This window comes from Pseudomonas sp. ANT_J12 (assembly GCF_008370045.1).
Classification (GTDB): Bacteria; Pseudomonadota; Gammaproteobacteria; order Pseudomonadales; family Pseudomonadaceae; genus Aquipseudomonas.
Genome location: NZ_VOBN01000001.1, coordinates 242,965 through 261,245, shown reverse-complemented (window position 1 = coordinate 261,245; position 18,281 = coordinate 242,965). Strand labels below are relative to the sequence as shown.

General features: G+C 60.2%; 18 protein-coding genes. All 18 read left to right on the top strand.

The window, feature by feature from the left end; all coding sequences use genetic code 11:
* Positions 1-54 precede the first annotated feature (54 nt).
* The 18 genes from FQ192_RS01310 to fliG all read left to right on the top strand — a co-directional run bounded on the left by FQ192_RS01310 (position 55) and on the right by fliG (position 18,275).
* Entirely contained in the window at positions 55-675 is a 621-nt protein-coding gene (locus FQ192_RS01310; RefSeq protein WP_149657038.1) for a pseudaminic acid biosynthesis-associated methylase, read from the top strand.
* Positions 672-1,373, top strand: coding sequence for a pseudaminic acid cytidylyltransferase (pseF, locus tag FQ192_RS01305; RefSeq protein ID WP_149657037.1), 702 nt, complete (start codon positions 672-674; stop codon positions 1,371-1,373). The genes FQ192_RS01310 and pseF overlap by 4 nt, the downstream gene beginning before the upstream one ends.
* The gene (gene pseG, locus FQ192_RS01300; RefSeq protein WP_149657036.1) at positions 1,370-2,875 is read left to right on the top strand and encodes a UDP-2,4-diacetamido-2,4,6-trideoxy-beta-L-altropyranose hydrolase; all 1,506 of its coding nucleotides are present in this window, start codon (positions 1,370-1,372) and stop codon (positions 2,873-2,875) included. Before pseF ends, pseG begins: the two co-directional genes overlap by 4 nt.
* Positions 2,868-3,920, top strand: a complete 1,053-nt coding sequence (gene pseI / locus FQ192_RS01295) for a pseudaminic acid synthase (RefSeq protein ID WP_149657035.1) — start codon at positions 2,868-2,870, stop codon at positions 3,918-3,920. The genes pseG and pseI overlap by 8 nt, the downstream gene beginning before the upstream one ends.
* Positions 3,921-4,149: 229 nt before the next feature.
* Positions 4,150-5,076, top strand: a complete 927-nt coding sequence (locus FQ192_RS01290) for a ketoacyl-ACP synthase III (RefSeq protein WP_133839151.1) — start codon at positions 4,150-4,152, stop codon at positions 5,074-5,076.
* 138 nt (positions 5,077-5,214) lie between these two features.
* Positions 5,215-6,507, top strand: coding sequence for a motility associated factor glycosyltransferase family protein (locus FQ192_RS01285; protein WP_149657034.1), 1,293 nt, complete (start codon positions 5,215-5,217; stop codon positions 6,505-6,507).
* Positions 6,504-6,770 carry a hypothetical protein gene (locus FQ192_RS01280; protein ID WP_149657033.1) on the top strand — a complete coding sequence of 89 codons (267 nt, stop codon included), beginning with the start codon at positions 6,504-6,506 and terminating at the stop codon, positions 6,768-6,770. Before FQ192_RS01285 ends, FQ192_RS01280 begins: the two co-directional genes overlap by 4 nt.
* 243 nt (positions 6,771-7,013) lie before the next feature.
* Entirely contained in the window at positions 7,014-7,865 is an 852-nt protein-coding gene (locus tag FQ192_RS01275; RefSeq protein WP_133839148.1) for a flagellin domain-containing protein, read from the top strand.
* Positions 7,866-7,937: 72 nt separating this feature from the next.
* Positions 7,938-8,306 (top strand): flagellar protein FlaG, encoded by a 369-nt coding sequence (locus FQ192_RS01270; protein WP_149657032.1) that lies wholly within the window; start codon positions 7,938-7,940, stop codon positions 8,304-8,306.
* Between the two features lie 82 nt (positions 8,307-8,388).
* On the top strand, positions 8,389-9,831 hold the full coding sequence (gene fliD / locus FQ192_RS01265; protein ID WP_149657031.1) for a flagellar filament capping protein FliD: 1,443 nt from the start codon (positions 8,389-8,391) through the stop codon (positions 9,829-9,831).
* A gap of 129 nt (positions 9,832-9,960) precedes the next feature.
* Positions 9,961-10,356, top strand: coding sequence for a flagellar export chaperone FliS (gene fliS / locus FQ192_RS01260; protein WP_149657030.1), 396 nt, complete (start codon positions 9,961-9,963; stop codon positions 10,354-10,356).
* A 10-nt stretch (positions 10,357-10,366) separates the two neighbouring features.
* Positions 10,367-10,663 (top strand): flagellar protein FliT, encoded by a 297-nt coding sequence (locus FQ192_RS01255; RefSeq protein WP_133839144.1) that lies wholly within the window; start codon positions 10,367-10,369, stop codon positions 10,661-10,663.
* A 169-nt stretch (positions 10,664-10,832) separates the two neighbouring features.
* Entirely contained in the window at positions 10,833-12,308 is a 1,476-nt protein-coding gene (locus tag FQ192_RS01250; RefSeq protein ID WP_133839143.1) for a sigma-54 dependent transcriptional regulator, read from the top strand.
* Positions 12,309-12,436: 128 nt separating this feature from the next.
* Complete coding sequence (locus FQ192_RS01245; RefSeq protein ID WP_178128979.1) at positions 12,437-13,630, top strand: PAS domain-containing sensor histidine kinase; 1,194 nt, start codon at positions 12,437-12,439, stop codon at positions 13,628-13,630.
* Between the two features lie 5 nt (positions 13,631-13,635).
* Positions 13,636-15,015, top strand: coding sequence for a sigma-54 dependent transcriptional regulator (locus tag FQ192_RS01240; RefSeq protein WP_149657028.1), 1,380 nt, complete (start codon positions 13,636-13,638; stop codon positions 15,013-15,015).
* Between the two features lie 115 nt (positions 15,016-15,130).
* Complete coding sequence (gene fliE / locus FQ192_RS01235; RefSeq protein WP_054049322.1) at positions 15,131-15,460, top strand: flagellar hook-basal body complex protein FliE; 330 nt, start codon at positions 15,131-15,133, stop codon at positions 15,458-15,460.
* 15 nt (positions 15,461-15,475) lie between these two features.
* The gene (gene fliF / locus FQ192_RS01230) at positions 15,476-17,263 is read left to right on the top strand and encodes a flagellar basal-body MS-ring/collar protein FliF (RefSeq protein WP_149657027.1); all 1,788 of its coding nucleotides are present in this window, start codon (positions 15,476-15,478) and stop codon (positions 17,261-17,263) included.
* Positions 17,256-18,275, top strand: coding sequence for a flagellar motor switch protein FliG (gene fliG / locus FQ192_RS01225; protein ID WP_003184041.1), 1,020 nt, complete (start codon positions 17,256-17,258; stop codon positions 18,273-18,275). Before fliF ends, fliG begins: the two co-directional genes overlap by 8 nt.
* Positions 18,276-18,281: the final 6 nt, after the last annotated feature.

Sequence of the window (18,281 nt, the reverse complement as noted above, 5' to 3'; positions counted from 1 at the left end):
CGACCCCTACGGGTGTACACCCCGGTGTTAGTGATGAGCGGATGGGAATGTGCAATGCGTGAGCTGAGTGAACAGGAAAAATTCTGGCAGGGCGATTTCGGCAACCAGTACGTCGAGCGCAACGTCGGGCAACCCTTGGTCGCGGCTAACCTGGCCTTGTTCGCCAAGGCGCTGACCCGCGCCGGGCGCATCGAAAGCCTGTTGGAGTTGGGCACCAATGCCGGCAACAATTTGCAGGCCCTGCGTCAGCTGTTGCCGCAATCGGAACTGTTCGGCGTGGAGATCAATGAAAGCGCGTGCGCCCAGGCCCAGGCGCTGGGGATCGCCGAGATCTGGCACGGTTCGCTGTTCGATTTCCCCCGTCAGCGCACGTTTGAGCTGACCCTGAGCAAAGGCGTGCTGATTCATCTGGCGCCGGAACTGCTGTCCGCCGCGTATGCGCAATTGTATGAGTTGAGCCAGCGGTACATCCTGATCGCCGAGTACTACAACCCGGTGCCGGTCGAGGTGTCGTATCGCGGTAACAGCGGCAAATTGTTCAAGCGTGATTTCGCCGGTGAAATGCTCGATCGTTACGCTGACCTGCAACTGCTGGATTATGGGTTCGGCTACCATCGCGACCCGCAATTCCCGGTGGACGACATCACCTGGTTCCTTCTGGAAAAACGCCCGTGAACAACGTCGCAATCATCCCGGCCCGCGGTGGCAGCAAACGCATACCGCGCAAGAACCTCAAGCCGTTCGACGGCGTGCCGATGATTGCCCGCTCGATTAAAACCGCCCTCGATTCGGGATTGTTCGCCCAGGTCGTGGTCAGCACCGACGATGAAGACATCGCCGAGCTGGCCCGGGCCTGTGGTGCACAGGTGCCGTTCATGCGGCCGGCGGCGCTGGCGGATGACTTCACCGGCACGGCGGCGGTGATTGCCCACGCCTTGCAAGCGTTGCCGGCGCAGGATTTTGATTTCGCCTGTTGCATCTATGCCACGGCGCCGCTGCTGCAAATCCGGTTTCTGCAACAGGGCCTGGCGTTGCTGGAGCAGCACCCGGACAAGTCCTTTGCGTTCTCGGTGTGCGACTTCGCCTTTCCCGTACAGCGGGCGCTGACCCTTGACGATCACGGCGCATTGACCGCGTTGTACCCCGAGTTTCGCCAGACGCGCTCTCAGGATCTGCCGCCGGCCTATCAGGACGCCGGGCAGTTTTATTGGGGGCGGCGCAGCGCCTGGTTGCAGGGCGAGGTGTTGTATTCGACGCAAAGCCTGCCGGTGATCTTGCCGCGCTATCTGGTGCAAGACATCGACACACCTGAAGACTGGAAGCGCGCCGAGTACCTGTATGCCGCGTTGAAGGCCGGTGGGGAATTGCAATGAGAGTGCTGATCCGTGCCGACGCCTCGCCGACCATCGGCAGCGGCCATATCGCCCGCTTGCTGCCCCTGGCCCGGACCTTGCGCAAGCAGGGCGTGCACGTCGCGTTTGCCTGCCGCAAGTTGCCGGGGCATCGGCTCGACAGTCTGGCGGCCGAAGGCTTTGAAACCTTCGCGCTACCTGAGCGCTATCCCGAAGAAGACCCGCAACAAGCCATCGAATCGATGCTGCCGTGGCAGGCAGACATTGCCGCGCTGGGCGTGTTGCTGGAAAGCCAGGCGTCGTTCGACTGGATCATCGTCGACCACTATGGCCTCGATCACCACTGGCAGACCGCAGCGCGCCGCTGGGCGCCACGGATCGCGGCGGTGGATGATCTGGCGACACGCATCTACAGCGTCGACTTGCTGCTGAACCAGAACCTGTCGGGCACGCCACAGGCCTATGCCGGGCTGATTGGCCCCGATTGCCGGACCTTGCTCGGACCCCGTTTCGCCCTGCTGCGCGATGAATTCTGCTGCCCGGCGATTGATATCAAACCTCAGGCCAAACGGGTGCTGGTGAACTTCGGCGGCTTCGATGTCGCGATGCAAACCCATCACGCCATGCTCGCGCTGATGGACTTTGCAGCGCTGGAAGTCGACTTCGTCGCCGGTACCGACAACCCGGCCTGGGATGCAATGCACGCGCTGGCGGCCGGTCGTCCGAATTGGCGCCTGCACCGTTTTGTCAGCGACTTTTACCGGTTGATGACCGAGGCCGATCTGTTTATCGGCGCCGGTGGCGGCACCAGTTGGGAGCGCGCCGCCATGGGGCTGCCGACGATTTGCATTGCCGTGTCGAACAATCAGCAGGCCAATGGCGAGGTCATGGCCACTGCAGGGGCCCATGTGTTCCTCGGCGCCCGGGAGCAGGTCAGCGTCGAGCAACTGCGCCAGGCCATCGGTTTCGTGGCGGGCAATCAGGGTTTACGCCAGAGCCTGGCCGAGCGTTCCCGGCAGTTGGTCGATGGCCGTGGTGCGCAGCGAGTGGCGACCGCGCTGGTCGGTGCGGTGTTGCCGCTGCGCGAGGCGACGCTCGACGACGCGCGATTGTTGTTCGACGGACGCAATGCCGACGCGGTACGGCGCTGGTCACTGGACAGCCGCCTCCTCGATTGGCCGTCGCACCAGGCGTGGCTGGCGGCAAGTCTGGACAACGAGCAGCGCGTGCTATTGATCGCCGAGGCCGGCGATGGCCCGGTCGGGGCGCTGCGTTATGACCTTCATGGGTTGAGCGCCGAAGTTTCGATTTATCTGTTCGAAGGCCGTTTCGGGCTGGGCTGGGGCAGGGCGCTGCTGGCCCGGGGCGAAGCCTTCGTGAAGGCCCGCTGGCCGCAACTGCAAAGCATCACCGCGCAAGTCTTGCCCGCCAACCAGCCGTCGCTGAGCCTGTTTCGCGAAGCCGGTTTCACCCAGAGTGCTTGCGCGTTCACCCGCGTATTGAAGGATCACGTAAATGACTAGTTTCAAGATTGGCGATCGCCTGATCGGTGCCGATGCGCCGCCGTTCATCATTGCCGAGATGAGTGGCAACCATAACCAGTCCCTGGACGTGGCGCTGCAAATCGTCGACGCCGCCGCCAAGGCCGGCGCCCACGCCTTGAAACTGCAAACCTACACCGCCGAGACCATGACCCTGGACCTCGATGAAGGCGAGTTCTTCATCAAGGACCCCAACAGCCTGTGGACCGGCACCTCGTTGTACGCGCTGTACGAGAAGGCTCATACGCCGTGGGAGTGGCACGCGCCGATTTTCGCCCGCGCCAAGGCGTTGGGCATGTTGGCGTTTTCGACGCCGTTCGACGATACAGCGGTGGACTTCCTCGAAAGCCTCGATGTGCCGGCCTACAAAATCGCCAGTTTCGAAAACACTGATCTGCCGCTGATTCGCCGTGTGGCCGCGACCGGCAAGCCGCTGATCATCTCCACCGGCATGGCCAGCATCGCCGAGCTCGACGAAACCGTGCGCGCCGCCCGCGAGGCCGGTTGCAAGGATCTGGTGCTGCTCAAGTGCACCAGCACCTACCCGGCGACCCCGGCCAACAGCAATGTGCGGACCATCCCGCATCTGCGGGAATTGTTTGGTTGTGAGGTCGGGCTGTCCGATCACTCCATGGGCGTTGGTGTGTCGGTCGCGGCGGTGGCGCTCGGGGCGACCGTGGTGGAAAAGCACTTCACCCTCGACCGTGGCGCTGGCGGGGTCGACGCCAGTTTCTCCCTGGAGCCGGCGGAACTGGCCAGCCTGGTGATCGAAACCGAGCGCGCCTGGCAGGCCATGGGGAATGTGCATTACGGCGTGACCGAGGCCGAGCGCAAGTCGCTGGTGTACCGACGCTCGCTGTACGTCACTCAGGACATGGCCGCCGGTGAACCCTTCACCGCCGCCAATCTGCGGGCCATTCGCCCAGGCCTGGGGCTGGCGCCCAAACACGCGCAAACCCTGCTGGGGCGCCGCGCCCGCCAGGCGATCAAGCGCGGAACGGCGCTCGACTGGTCATTGGTCGAATAACCCTTGTCGGGCTGATTCGGCAAAATAGCGTGACCTGTGAGTCATAACGCGCATCTTCACTGTATTGTATTGACCGGGGAGATGGCGCCTGGCCCTTTATCGGGTCCAGTGATAGCCCTTGACGCTTCCCGCTGCCGCCCGTTTCGGGCGGCTGAAAATCTTTGTATGTCGGCGCCCCTCGAATCCTTGCGAGCGGTGGTATTGGGCTGTTTATTATTGGGAAGCCGTAATGATTGGCATAAAAAGCATTGCGAGCTACGTTCCTGTAGCCGGCGTGGACAATTACGCACAAGGTGCAAAATTCGAGAAGGATGAAGAGTTCATCCTAGGCAAGATCGGTTCGGCCTTCCTGCCGCGCAAAGACGCTGAGCAGGAAACCTCGGACCTGTGTGTCGAAGCAGCCAACGCGCTGTTCGCCAACAACCCCGATTTGAAACGTGAAGCCATCGACGTGCTGATCGTCGTGACCCAGAACGGTGACGAAGAAGGCCTGCCGCACACCGCCGCCATCGTTCAGGACAAGCTGGGCCTGTCGACCAACGTGGCCGCGTTTGATATTTCCCTGGGCTGCTCGGGCTATGTCTACGGCCTCTACGCGATCAAGGGCTTCATGGAAGCCACGGGCCTGAAGAATGGCCTGCTGATCACCGCCGATCCGTACTCCAAGATCGTCGACCCGGAAGATCGCAACACCACCATGCTGTTCGGCGATGCCGCCACCGCGACCTGGATGGGCGAGGGCGCGCCGTGGCAACTGGGCAAGGCCAAGTTCGGCACCGACGGTTCCGGCGCGCCGCACTTGAAGGTCACCGATGGCGTGTTCTACATGAACGGTCGCCAGGTCTTCAATTTCGCGCTGCTCAAAGTCCCGGCGCATCTGCATGAACTGCTGGATGAGTCAGGCCTCAAGGCTGACGACATCGACGCCTTTTGCATTCACCAGGGCAGCGCGGCAATTGTCGATGCGGTCGCCCGGCGTTTCGAAGGCGAGCCGGAGAAGTTCATCAAAGACATGGTCGAGACCGGTAATACCGTGTCGTCGAGTATTCCGCTGCTGCTGGAAAAACACGTCCTGGACTCTGACTGGCAGCGCGTTGCGCTGAGCGGCTTTGGGGTGGGACTGTCGTGGGGCTCGGCGATTATCTATCGTCCCTGAGTCGGTTCTGTAGGCGCAGCCTTCGGTAGCTCCTACCGGGTATGCAGCAGCCTTGAGAACCAAAACGGCCGACACAAAATAGCGTTCAAGGGTTAACCTTGAACGCTATTTTTTTGCCTGTATGAACAGCGAGGCAGCATGAGCGAATGCTTTGATGACAATGCCCAGGTGATCGAGCGCCGCTGGCCGGCGTTGTATACGCGGTTGATGCTGGAAGACAGCACGTCGGTCCAGGCCGAGTTGACCGAGGGCCTGGCTTCGACGCTGAGCATTGACGGCATCCAGCTCACCAGTCGCCATGACCGTGTCCATGAAGCCCGTGTGCAGGCCGCCAGTTTGCCGACCGACAGGCCGCAGTTGCATGTCTACGGCACCGGCCTTGGGGACTTGCCGGCGGTCCTGCTGGCGCGTGCCGGGCTTGAGCGCTTGTACGTGCACATCCTCAACGGCGCCCTGTTTGCGCTGGTGCTGCAATTGCTCGATCAGCGGCACTGGCTCGACGACCCACGGGTGGAGTTGCTGTATGCCGGCGATCATGCGGATATCTACACGCCGTTTTTCGCACTGCCGGCGGAAATGCTGCTGGCCGATGACTTCAACGCCAAGATTCGTGATCGGCTGGTCAACGAAGTCCATCTGAGTTTCAACAATCGCGATTTCGACCCGCAATTGCCGTTCATTCAGCAGCGCTTGCAGGATTGCCTGGACGTGCTGCTCGCGGATGACGATGTGGCACAGCTGTTTGGCACCTGCACCGGCCGTGAAATCTATGTGATTGGCACCGGGCCGACCCTGGAAAGTCACTTCGAGCGCCTGGCGGCGGTGCGCGGGCAGGCCGAGCGGCCGCTGTTCATCTGTGTCGACACCGCCTATCTGCCCTTGCGCAAGCACGGGATCGTTCCCGATCTGGTGGTGACGATCGACAAACTGATCAGTTTTCGACACTTGCCTTTCGAGGAATCCGACGGCATCCCGTTGGTGTACCTGCCCATGAGCGATCCGGCGGTGTTGAAGGCCTGGAAGGGCAAGCGCTATGGCGGTTATACCGCCAGCCCGATCTACGACGCGTTGCGTCAGCAGCATCCCAGGGCGCAACTGCATGCGGGCGGCAGCGTGATTCACCCGGCCGTGGACCTGGCGGTAAAGATGGGCGCCACGCGCATTACCCTGTTCGGCGCCGACTTTGCCTTCCCGATGAACAAGACCCATGCCGGCTGGAATGACGGCGACCTGGGGCCAGCCCTGGAGCAGGCTCGACATTGGGTCCGTGACGGCTATGGCGAACGGGTCCGCACGCAGCTGAATTTTCGCGGCTACCTGTGTGTGCTGGAGCGTTATATCGCCGCGCATCCGCAAGTGAACTTCCTTAACAGCAGCCGCGCGGGCGCGATGATCGTCGGTACGCAGTTCAATCAGGAGTTTGTGCAATGAGTGCGCTGGTGAAGTGCATCGGTGAGTGCCGCCAATGTGCCGGATTGTTCCGGTTGGGGCGGGATGTCGAAGCGGCGCTGATCATGGTGGATGTCTTCGATGAGGCACAACGGCTTTTAGCGTCCGCGCCTCAGGATGTTCAGCTGACGTGGGCGCAGGTACTGACCCAAATGCTGGCGAGTCAGGAGCGTCAGGATTGGTTGGGGCTTGCCGATTTCATGGAATATGAGCTGATTGATTTGCTGGAAAGTGCTCAGGGTTGAGGTCGACCAACGGCTCTGGCCTACGGGTTGGTGCCATGGACAGTTTTATGACGTCATTTTTTCGTGATTGAGGGGCCGCCAAGCCCTTGTTTTGCAAGGGGTGGCAGGGTGATGGCAAATATTTTTGAAAAAGCCCTCAAGCAACCTGCCAAGCCGACGATAACTATTACGAAGGTTCTCTAGGCCACACCCGGCGGTTGCCAGGGCCGGAAGCCGCAGTACCCAACCAACGAGGAATTCGTCATGGCTTTAACAGTAAACACCAACACTACGTCGTTGAACGTTCAGAAAAACCTGAACCGCGCTTCCGATGCCCTGTCCACCTCGATGCAGCGCCTGTCCTCCGGCCTGCGTATCAACAGCGCTAAAGACGACGCCGCTGGCCTGCAGATCGCAACCCGCATGACGACTCAGATCCGTGGTGGCAACCAGGCGATCCAGAACGCCAACGACGGTATCTCCGTTGCTCAGACCGCTGAAGGCGCGCTGCAAGCTTCGACCGACATTCTGCAACGTATGCGTGAACTGGCTGTTAAAGCACGTACCGGTACCAACGGCAGCGTTGACCAGACCGCTACCAACCTTGAATTCGGTCAGATGTCTGACGAATTGACCCGTATCTCCGCTTCGACCAACCTGAACGGCAAAAACCTGCTGGACGGTTCGGCTGGCACCGTGACCCTGCAAGTGGGCGCAAACACTGGTTCGGCTAACCACATCGACCTGGTACTGAGCTCCAAGTTCGACGCCGTCAGCCTGTCGGTTGGTAGCGGTACTGTAGTTCTGACCGGTGCAAGCGTTTCGGGCGCTGCTGCAAACATCGACAACGCAATCACCGCGATCGACGCTGCAATTGCAAGCATCAACAGCACTCGCGCTAGCCTCGGTGCTTCGCAAAACCGTCTGACCAGCACCATCGCCAACTTGCAAAACATTGTTGAAAACACCACTGCTGCACAAGGTCGCGTACAAGATACCGACTTCGCCGCAGAAACAGCTAACCTGACCAAACAGCAAACTCTGCAACAAGCTTCCACCGCTGTTCTGGCCCAGGCTAACCAGCTGCCATCCGCTGTACTGAAACTGCTTCAGTAATTTCGGATCGGGTTTTGGCGGGGGAGTGCGCTTGCGTGCTCTCTCGCTTTTTCCGTTTAAGAGGTGATGGTTATGGACATGAGCGTGAAGCTGAACTTGTCTTACCCGGCCGCGCAACCGGCGGTCAGCACTACCGAAAAGCCGGTCGAAAAGCCTCGTGCCGAAAGTACCCAGCCTGTCGCAGCCAGCAAAGGCTCTGATTCTGGTAAATCGGACAATTCGGATGAGTTGAAAATGGCCGTTCAAGAGATCGAAAAGTTCGTTCAGTCGGTCAAGCGCAATCTGGAATTTTCCATCGACGAAACGTCCGGCAAGGTCATCGTCAAGGTGATTGCCAGCGAGTCCGGTGAAGTCATTCGGCAGATTCCGTCAGCCGAAGCAATGAAGCTGGCTGAAAGCCTGCACAATGCCAGCAATGTTTTGTTCGATGCCAAAGCCTGATACTGGCATGAAACGTGTTTGTACGATCATTGATCGCTGACAGTGGTCAAAAGACCGGCGACACACAGAAAGGGAGATGCACATGGCAAGTCCAATTTTACCGGGTGCGGGTCTAGGCTCTGGTCTCGACATCGGTTCGATCGTGTCCGCGCTGGTCAACTCCGACAAGTCGGCCAAACAAACGCAAATTGATACCCAGACCAAAACCAACACCCTGAAAATTTCCGGTGTCGGCTCCTTGAAGAGTGCGCTGGCGGCCTACCAGGCCACGCTGACTCAACTCAACAGCGCGACCAGTCCTGCGTTTGCCGGTTTTACCGCGACGTCGGGCAATACTTCTGTTCTGGCTGCAACCTCGGATAACACGGCGGTTGCGGGTACCTACAACGTGGTTGTGCAGAGTCTGGCCACGGGTTCGAAAGTCGGCAGTGCTGCTTTCGCCGGCGGTGCCGCCAGTGCCATTCCGAGTGGTACTCTGAAAATCAGTCAAAATGGCACTGATTACAACGTCACGATTCCGGCCAATGCGACGTTGCAAAGTACCCGGGACGCGATCAACACCGCTCAAGCTGTCAACGGTATTTCCGCCAACATCGTGACCGACAGCACCGGTGCCTCGCGCCTGGTGATCAACTCCAACAAGACCGGTGCCGGTTCTGACCTAAATGTCAGCGGTATTGCCGGCCTCGAAATTGATGGCACCGTGCCGATGGGGTCCACCCCTGCGCCGGGTGCTTCCGGGGCCATCAACGGGATTGCCGCAGATGCCAAGCTGACCATCGACGGCCTGACCGTTACCAGCAAGAGCAATACGGTGACCGGTGCGATCAGTGGCCTGACGCTAAACCTGGCTGCAATGAGTCCAACTTCGGGTGGGGTTGGAACCCCGACTGTGGTCACTGTGGCGAGCAACACCACTGGCTTGCAGACATCGATTCAGGCGTTCGTCGATGCCTACAACACCCTGAAAAAAACCGTTGATTCCCTGACCACTGCGACAGCGGATGCCGATGGCAAGCTGACTGTTTCAGCGGCGTTCACCGGTGATTCGCTGCCGCGCTCGCTGATTGCGGACGTACGTGGCGTGCTGACCGCGCCGGGTGCGGCGGGTCCGCTGTCCGTGCTGTCGCAGATCGGTGTGATGACAGACGCGTTCACCGGTAACCTGAAATTCGACACGGCTGCGTTCACCAAGACCATGAGCAACAATGGCATGACCGGCCAGGTGCAGCAGTTGTTCAGTGGTACGGACGCTAACAACGGCTTGTTGGCGCGCATGGGCAAGGCGATCGACCCTTACTTGAAGACGGGCGGATTGCTCGATCAGCGCAACACCAACCTTACCAGTACGGCCAAGAAAATTTCCGAGCAGCAGAAGACGCTGGATCTGCATGTCACCAGCCTGACGCAGACCTTGACGGCCAAGTACAACGCCATGGACCTGCTGGTTGGGCAAATGAAAGCGACGGCGAGCAACATCACCTCGTTCTTCGCTTCCTTGAACGCCCAGAAGTCCGCCAGCTAGTCATGAGCTGACGACAAAAACCCGGCTACGCTTTCTGGCGTGCGCCGGGTTTTTGTCTTTTGATCTAAAGTTTTTTGGCTCGCAGGCGATACACTGGTCATACGAGTCATTGTGGCAATGAGGTAGAACATGAATCCGATGTTAGCCCTTCGGCAATACCAGAAGGTGGGCGCGCAAGCACAGGCGTCCGAGGCCAGTCCGCACCGTCTGGTGCAAATGCTGATGGAAGGCGGCCTGGACCGCATCGCCCAGGCCAAGGGTGCCATTGAGCGTAAAGACGTGCCTGCCAAGTGCGTGGCGATCAGCAAGGCCATCGGCATTGTCGGTGGCTTGCGTGAAGGCCTGGATCTGGACAAGGCCGCCGAAACCGTTGGCGAACTTGACCGTCTTTATTCCTACATGATGAAGCGCCTCGCCGAGGCGAACATCAAGAGCGACCCGCGGATTCTCGATGAAGTCGCCGGTTTGCTGCGCACGGTCAAAGAAGGCTGGGATGCTATCGCAGCGCCAGGTCCGCAGTTTTAAGGAGATCACCATGAGTCTTGTATTGCAGCGAATCGAACAAACCCGCGAAGCGTTGGTCGGTGCCCTGGCCGAACGCAACTGGGAGGCAATCGGTCAGTTGGACCTGGATTGCCGTTCCTGCATGGAAGACGTCTTGAGTGAAGCTTCGCTGGACGAGGGGGCGTTGCGCGACAATCTTGAGGAGCTGCTGCATGTCTACAAGCAGCTGCTTGAGGTGGCGATGGGGGAGAGGCAGGCGATAGTCGACGAGATGTCTCAGATCCACCAAGCACAGAATGCCGCAAAGGTTTACCATCTGTTTGGTTAATCCGCGGTTAATCCAAACATAGTGCGCCATAAATTTGACTGTGCACGGTTTTTTGACTTAACTAGTGGCTGTATCCAGATTTCAGGCGTCTACAGGCATAACGTGTCTGCAAGCGTCTAGCTTGCCCCCTCATTTCGGGCATTGAGTTGACTAGGGAAGTTGCTATTGCATGTGGCGTGAAACCAAAATTCTGCTAATTGATGACGATAGCGTCCGTCGCCGCGATCTGGCGGTGATTTTAAATTTTCTCGGTGAAGAAAATTTACCCTGCGGAAGCCATGACTGGCAGCAGGCGGTCGGCTCGTTGTCATCAAGTCGTGAAGTCATTTGTGTGCTGATCGGGACGGTCAATGCTCCTGGCGCGCTTTTGGGCTTGCTAAAGACACTCTCAACCTGGGATGAGTTCCTTCCGGTTTTGTTAATGGGCGATAATTCTTCCGTTGACTTGCCTGAAGACCAGCGTCGCCGAGTGCTTTCGACCCTCGAAATGCCGCCCAGCTACAGCAAATTGCTCGACTCCCTGCACCGTGCCCAGGTCTATCGCGAGATGTATGACCAGGCCCGCGAGCGCGGTCGTCACCGCGAACCCAATCTGTTCCGCAGCCTTGTCGGCACCAGCCGTGCGATCCAGCACGTGCGCCAGATGATGCAGCAGGTGGCCGACACCGATGCCAGCGTGCTGATCCTCGGCGAATCCGGCACCGGCAAGGAAGTGGTCGCGCGCAACCTGCATTACCACTCCAAGCGTCGCGACGCGCCGTTCGTTCCGGTCAACTGCGGGGCGATCCCGGCCGAGTTGCTGGAAAGCGAACTGTTTGGCCACGAGAAGGGCGCCTTCACCGGGGCCATCACCAGCCGTGCCGGGCGTTTCGAACTGGCCAACGGCGGTACGCTGTTCCTCGACGAAATCGGCGACATGCCGTTGCCGATGCAGGTCAAGCTGCTGCGGGTCCTGCAGGAACGCACCTTCGAGCGCGTGGGCAGCAACAAGACCCAGAGCGCCGATGTGCGCATCATCGCGGCGACCCACAAGAATCTCGAAAGCATGATCGAGATCGGCGCCTTCCGCGAAGACTTGTACTACCGCTTGAACGTATTCCCGATCGAGATGGCGCCGCTGCGCGAACGTGTCGAAGACATCCCGTTGCTGATGAACGAGTTGATCTCGCGCATGGAGCACGAGAAGCGCGGTTCGATCCGTTTCAACTCGGCGGCGATCATGTCCCTGTGCCGTCACGGCTGGCCGGGCAACGTCCGTGAACTGGCCAACCTGGTGGAGCGCATGGCGATCATGCATCCATATGGGGTGATCGGTGTGGTCGAGTTGCCGAAGAAATTCCGCTACGTCGACGACGAGGACGAACAGCTGGTCGACAGCCTGCGCAGCGATCTGGAAGAGCGGGTGGCCATCAACGGGCACACCCCGGACTTCAGCGCCAATGCCCTGCTGCCGCCGGAAGGCCTGGACCTGAAGGACTACCTCGGTGGTCTGGAGCAAGGGCTGATTCAGCAGGCTCTGGATGATGCCAATGGCATCGTTGCGCGTGCCGCCGAGCGTCTGCGCATTCGTCGCACCACCCTGGTGGAGAAGATGCGCAAGTACGGCATGAGTCGTCGTGACGGTGATGAACAGGCGGATGATTGACGCCTGTTTTTCAAGTCCTTCATTTATAGGTGGTTTTTTTTAGGCACGGGTATTGCTACATCTCTCGCAACGTTCCGTTTCACTGACGGTCAGCCAAGCGAGAGAGCACGATGCCCCAAGCCGCCCAGATGTCTCCTGTCCCTGACGCTTCGGGGCAACCGTCGTCCGTAGAGCAGGCAAGCCGGCTGGGTCTTGAGCAGGCGTTCGCGCTGTTCAACCAGATGTCGAGCCAACTGACTGACTCCTACAGCATGCTCGAAGCCCGGGTCACCGAGCTCAAGGGTGAGCTGGCGGTAGTCAGCGCCCAGCGCATGCAGGAGCTGGCGGAAAAAGAACGCCTGGCCAACCGCCTGCAAAACCTCCTTGATCTGTTACCCGGTGGCGTCATCGTAATCGACGCCCAGGGCATGGTGCGCGAAGCCAACCCGGCGGCTTGCGAGTTGCTCGGCCTGCCCCTCGAGGGCGAGCTGTGGCGCCAGGTGATTGCGCGCTGCTTCGCACCTCGTGAAGACGACGGTCATGAAATCTCCCTCAAGGATGGTCGACGCCTGTCGATCGCCACCCGCTCGCTGGATGCCGAGCCCGGTCAGTTGGTATTGCTCAACGACCTGACCGAAACCCGCCACCTGCAAGATCAGCTGGCCCGTCATGAACGCCTGTCGTCCCTGGGTCGGATGGTGGCCTCGCTGGCTCACCAGATTCGCACGCCACTGTCCGCCGCGCTGCTGTACGCCAGTCATTTGACTGAGCAGGAATTGCCCGTCGCCACCCAGCAACGTTTCGCCGGTCGCTTGAAAGAGCGTCTGCACGAGCTGGAGCATCAGGTGCGGGACATGCTGGTGTTCGCGCGCGGCGAACTGCCGCTGACCAATCGCGTGACGCCCAAAGAATTGCTGCAATCACTGCAAGCGGCGGCACTGACCCACGTGCAGGACCTGCCCATCCGCTGGCAGTGCGACAGTCATGCCGGGGAGTTGCTGTGCAATCGCGACACCCTGGTCGGGGCGATTCTGAATTTGATCGAAAACGCGATTCAGGCCAGCAACGGTGCTGTTCGCTTGAAGGTTCACCTCTATACCCGGGGCAGCAATCTGCGCCTGTGCGTCAGCGACAGCGGCAGTGGCATCGATGACGCCGTACTGGCGCGCCTGGGAGAACCCTTTTTCACCACCAAGACCACCGGGACCGGGCTGGGTTTGACCGTGGTCAAGGCAGTGGCCCGCGCTCATCAGGGAGAATTGCAGTTGCGCTCGCGGCTCGGTCGCGGCACCTGTGCGCTGGTGTCCCTGCCGTTGTTTATCAGCGCATCGGACGCGGAGTGAAGGGCATGGCAATCAAGGTTCTACTGGTCGAGGATGACCGCGCGCTACGGGAAGCACTGGCGGATACGCTGCTGCTCGCGGGGCACGATTACAAGGCGGTCGGTTCGGCGGAAGAGGCGCTGGCGGCGGTCGGCGTCGAAGCGTTCAATCTGGTGGTCAGTGACGTCAACATGCCAGGCATGGATGGCCATCAGTTGCTCGGATTGTTGCGGGCACGCCAGCCACAATTGCCGGTGCTGCTGATGACCGCGCACGGCGCTGTGGAGCGGGCCGTCGATGCCATGCGCCAGGGCGCGGCGGACTACTTGGTCAAGCCGTTCGAGCCCAAGGCGTTGCTCGATCTGGTGGCGCGGCATGCGCTCGGCAGTTTGGGTGCCACCGACGGTGAAGGGCCGATTGCCTTTGAGCCGGCCAGTGCGCAATTGTTGGAACTGGCCGCGCGGGTGGCGCGCAGCGATTCCACGGTGTTGATCTCCGGCGAGTCCGGCACCGGCAAGGAAGTGCTGGCGCGCTACATCCACCAGCATTCCCATCGCTCCAGCCAACCATTCATTGCGATCAACTGCGCGGCAATTCCCGACAACATGCTCGAGGCCACGCTGTTCGGTCACGAGAAAGGCTCGTTCACCGGCGCCATCGCGGCCCAGGCCGGCAAGTTTGAACAGGCCGACGGCGGTACCATCCTGCTCGACGAAATTTCCGAAATGCCCATGGGCTTGCAGGCCAAGTTGCTGCGAGTGTTGCAGGAGCGCGAAGTCGAACGGGTCGGCGCGCGCAAACCGATCAGTCTGGACATTCGCGTCGTCGCCACCACTAACCGTGATCTGGCCGGCGAAGTGGCGGCGGGGCGTTTTCGTGAAGACCTTTATTATCGGCTGTCGGTTTTTCCGCTGGCCTGGCGTCCGTTGCGCGAGCGCACCGCCGACATCCTGCCGCTGGCCGAGCGTCTTTTGGCCAAACACGTCAATAAAATGAAGCATGCGGCAGCCAGGCTATCGCCCGAGGCGCAGGCGTGCCTGATCGGTTACCCATGGCCAGGCAATGTGCGTGAGCTGGATAACGCCATCCAGCGCGCGCTGATCCTGCAGCAGGGCGGTTTGATCCAGCCGCAGGATTTCTGCCTGTCGGGGCCGGTCGCCTGTGCGCCGTTACCCGCGTTGACGCCGGTGCGGGCGGTGGAGGTCGAGGCTGAATCGGCCAGTGCCTTGGGGGATGACCTGCGCCGTCATGAGTTCCAGATGATCATCGACACCTTGCGCGCCGAGCGCGGCCGGCGCAAAGAGGCTGCCGAACGCCTGGGCATCAGCCCGCGCACCTTGCGCTACAAACTGGCGCAAATGCGTGACGCCGGAATGGATGTGGAAGCTTATCTGTTTGCCACCTGATTCACCGGCAAGGCTTTTGTGAAGCAAGGCCACTGAGCTGGCACCCTTGTTGCTAACACCTCAGTACCCGCCGAGTGAGTGTCAAAAAATTGCGGGTCGCCAGAGAGAGTAGACCATGAGCCAAGGTATTGAATTTAATCGATTGATGTTGGACATGCGCTCCATGCAGATGGACGCGATGTCGGCACCGAAATCGACTGCCGCAGTTCCCGAACTGGGTGGCAGCAGCTTTGCCGACATGCTCGGTCAGGCCGTCAATAAAGTGAATGACACCCAGCAGGCGTCCAATCAGCTGTCCAGTGCCTTTGAAATTGGCAAGAGCGGCGTTGATCTGACGGATGTGATGATTTCTTCGCAGAAGGCCAGTGTGTCTTTCCAGGCGTTGACCCAGGTGCGTAACAAGCTGGTTCAGGCGTACCAAGACATCATGCAGATGCCGGTTTAAGGACGAGATTGAGTCATGGCAGAAGCAGTCGCCGATAATGTTCCGGCCAAGGCCACCCCAGTAGACGGCAAACCGCCGTTGTTCGGGTTGTCCTTCCTGGAAAACCTCTCCGAGATGACCATGTTGCGTCAGGTGGGCCTGTTGGTCGGCCTGGCTGCGAGCGTGGCGATTGGCTTTGCCGTGGTGTTGTGGTCGCAGCAGCCGGACTACCGGCCTCTGTACGGCAGTTTTGCCGGTATGGACGCCAAGCAGGTCATGGAAACCCTGGCCGCCGCTGACATCCCTTATACCGTTGAACCGAACTCCGGCGCCTTGCTGGTCAAGGCCGATGATGTGTCCCGTGCGCGGCTCAAGCTCGCGGCCGCTGGTGTCACTCCCAGCGACGGCAACATCGGTTTTGAAATCCTCGACAAGGACCAGGGCCTGGGCACCAGCCAGTTCATGGAAGCGACCCGATATCGTCGCGGCCTCGAAGGCGAACTGGCTCGCACCATCTCCAGCCTGAACAACGTCAAGGGCGCCCGCGTCCATTTGGCGATTCCGAAAAGCTCGGTGTTCGTGCGCGATGAACGCAAGCCTAGCGCTTCGATTCTGGTTGAGCTGTATTCCGGCCGCTCCCTGGAGCCAGGCCAGGTACTGGCGATCATCAACCTGGTCGCCACCAGCGTTCCCGAACTGAGCAAGTCGCAGATCACCGTCGTCGACCAGAAGGGCAACCTGCTGTCGGATCAGGCGGAGAACTCCGAGCTGACCATGGCCGGCAAGCAATTCGATTACAGCCGCCGTATGGAAAGCATGCTCACCCAGCGTGTGCACAACATCCTGCAACCGGTGCTGGGCAATGACCGCTATAAAGCCGAAGTCTCGGCTGATGTGGATTTCAGTGCCGTCGAATCGACGTCCGAGCAGTTCAACCCGGATCAACCGGCGCTGCGCAGCGAGCAATCGACCTCTGAACAACGCACCGCCAGCAATGGCCCGCAAGGTGTGCCGGGTGCTTTGAGCAACCAGCCGCCGTCGCCAGCCTCCGCGCCGCAAACCACCGGTGGCGCCACTGCGTCGGCCGGCATGGTGCAGCCAGGCCAGCCGTTGCTTGATGCCAATGGTCAGCAAATCATGGACCCGGCCACCGGCCAGCCTATGCTTGCTCCTTACCCGGCGGACAAGCGTCAACAATCCACCAAGAATTTCGAGCTTGATCGCTCCATCAGCCACACCAGGCAGCAACAGGGTCGTTTGAATCGCCTGTCGGTGTCGGTGGTGGTGGATGACCAGGTCAAGATCAACGCGGCCAACGGGGAAACCACCCGCGCGCCGTGGAGCGCCGACGAATTGGCGCGCTTCACTCGCCTGGTGCAGGACGCCGTCGGTTTCGACGCCAGCCGTGGTGACAGCGTCAGCGTGATCAACATGCCGTTCTCCGCCGAGCGCGCCGAAGCGATTGCCGATATTCCGTTCTACTCCCAGCCTTGGTTCTGGGACATCGTCAAGCAAGTGCTGGGTGTGTTGTTCATCCTGGTGCTGGTGTTCGGTGTGCTGCGTCCGGTGCTCAACAACATCACCGGTGGCGGTAAAGGCAAACAGCTTGCAGGCTTGGGCAGCGACGTCGAGTTGGGTGGCATGGGCGGCCTGGACGGCGAACTGGCCAACGACCGCGTCAGCCTGGGCGGTCCGCAAAGCATCCTGTTGCCGAGCCCGAGCGAAGGCTATGACGCACAGTTGAATGCAATCAAGAGTTTGGTGGCAGAAGATCCGGGTCGTGTGGCCCAGGTCGTGAAAGAGTGGATTAACGCAGATGAGTGATAACCGAGCCGCTGTCGCCAAACTGTCCCGGGTCGATAAAGCCGCGATTCTGCTGCTGTCCCTGGGTTCGACTGACGCCGCCCAAGTGCTGCGCCACATGGGGCCTAAAGAGGTCCAGCGTGTGGGCGTGGCCATGGCGCAAATGGGTAACGTGCACCGCGAGCAGGTCGAGCAGGTGATGAGCGAGTTCGTCGACATCGTCGGCGACCAGACCAGCCTGGGCGTCGGCTCCGACGACTACGTGCGCAAGATGCTCACCCAGGCCTTGGGCGAAGACAAGGCCAACGGCCTGATCGACCGCATTCTGCTGGGTGGCAACACCAGCGGCCTCGACAGCCTGAAGTGGATGGAACCGCGCGCTGTCGCTGACGTGATCCGATACGAGCACCCGCAGATCCAGGCGATCGTCGTGGCGTACCTCGACCCGGACCAGGCCGGTGAAGTGCTCGGCAACTTCGACCACAAGGTGCGTCTGGACATCATCCTGCGCGTCTCGTCGTTGAACACCGTGCAACCTGCGGCCCTGAAAGAACTGAACCAGATTCTCGAGAAGCAGTTCTCCGGCAACTCGAACGCCTCGCGCACCACCCTGGGTGGCATCAAGCGTGCGGCCGACATCATGAACTTCCTCGACAGCTCGATCGAAGGTCAGTTGATGGACTCGATCCGCGAAGTCGACGAAGACCTGTCCGGTCAGATCGAAGACCTCATGTTCGTGTTCAACAACCTGTCCGATGTCGACGACCGCGGCATCCAGGCGTTGCTGCGCGAAGTGTCTTCCGATGTGCTGGTGCTGGCCCTCAAGGGTTCGGACGAAGGCGTCAAGGAAAAGATCTTCAAGAACATGTCCAAACGAGCGGCCGAACTGTTGCGCGACGACCTCGAGGCCAAAGGCCCGGTGCGTGTCAGCGACGTGGAAACCGCGCAGAAAGAAATCCTCACCATTGCCCGCCGTATGGCCGAAGCCGGAGAAATCGTTCTCGGTGGGAAGGGTGGCGAAGAGATGATCTAAGGTCAC

Excerpts from the sequence above, each read along its gene's own strand:
- FQ192_RS01275 (WP_133839148.1), top strand. The coding sequence starts at position 7,014 with ATGGCTTTAACAGTAAACACCAACACTACGTCGTTGAACGTTCAGAAA.
- FQ192_RS01285 (WP_149657034.1), top strand. The coding sequence starts at position 5,215 with ATGAGCGAATGCTTTGATGACAATGCCCAGGTGATCGAGCGCCGCTGG.
- FQ192_RS01245 (WP_178128979.1), top strand. The coding sequence starts at position 12,437 with ATGTCTCCTGTCCCTGACGCTTCGGGGCAACCGTCGTCCGTAGAGCAG.
- FQ192_RS01290 (WP_133839151.1), top strand. The coding sequence starts at position 4,150 with ATGATTGGCATAAAAAGCATTGCGAGCTACGTTCCTGTAGCCGGCGTG.
- FQ192_RS01255 (WP_133839144.1), top strand. The coding sequence starts at position 10,367 with ATGAGTCTTGTATTGCAGCGAATCGAACAAACCCGCGAAGCGTTGGTC.
- fliS (WP_149657030.1), top strand. The coding sequence starts at position 9,961 with ATGAATCCGATGTTAGCCCTTCGGCAATACCAGAAGGTGGGCGCGCAA.
- FQ192_RS01270 (WP_149657032.1), top strand. The coding sequence starts at position 7,938 with ATGGACATGAGCGTGAAGCTGAACTTGTCTTACCCGGCCGCGCAACCG.
- fliD (WP_149657031.1), top strand. The coding sequence starts at position 8,389 with ATGGCAAGTCCAATTTTACCGGGTGCGGGTCTAGGCTCTGGTCTCGAC.
- FQ192_RS01310 (WP_149657038.1), top strand. The coding sequence starts at position 55 with ATGCGTGAGCTGAGTGAACAGGAAAAATTCTGGCAGGGCGATTTCGGC.
- pseG (WP_149657036.1), top strand. The coding sequence starts at position 1,370 with ATGAGAGTGCTGATCCGTGCCGACGCCTCGCCGACCATCGGCAGCGGC.
- fliF (WP_149657027.1), top strand. The coding sequence starts at position 15,476 with ATGGCAGAAGCAGTCGCCGATAATGTTCCGGCCAAGGCCACCCCAGTA.
- FQ192_RS01280 (WP_149657033.1), top strand. The coding sequence starts at position 6,504 with ATGAGTGCGCTGGTGAAGTGCATCGGTGAGTGCCGCCAATGTGCCGGA.
- pseI (WP_149657035.1), top strand. The coding sequence starts at position 2,868 with ATGACTAGTTTCAAGATTGGCGATCGCCTGATCGGTGCCGATGCGCCG.
- FQ192_RS01240 (WP_149657028.1), top strand. The coding sequence starts at position 13,636 with ATGGCAATCAAGGTTCTACTGGTCGAGGATGACCGCGCGCTACGGGAA.
- FQ192_RS01250 (WP_133839143.1), top strand. The coding sequence starts at position 10,833 with ATGTGGCGTGAAACCAAAATTCTGCTAATTGATGACGATAGCGTCCGT.
- fliG (WP_003184041.1), top strand. The coding sequence starts at position 17,256 with ATGAGTGATAACCGAGCCGCTGTCGCCAAACTGTCCCGGGTCGATAAA.
- fliE (WP_054049322.1), top strand. The coding sequence starts at position 15,131 with ATGAGCCAAGGTATTGAATTTAATCGATTGATGTTGGACATGCGCTCC.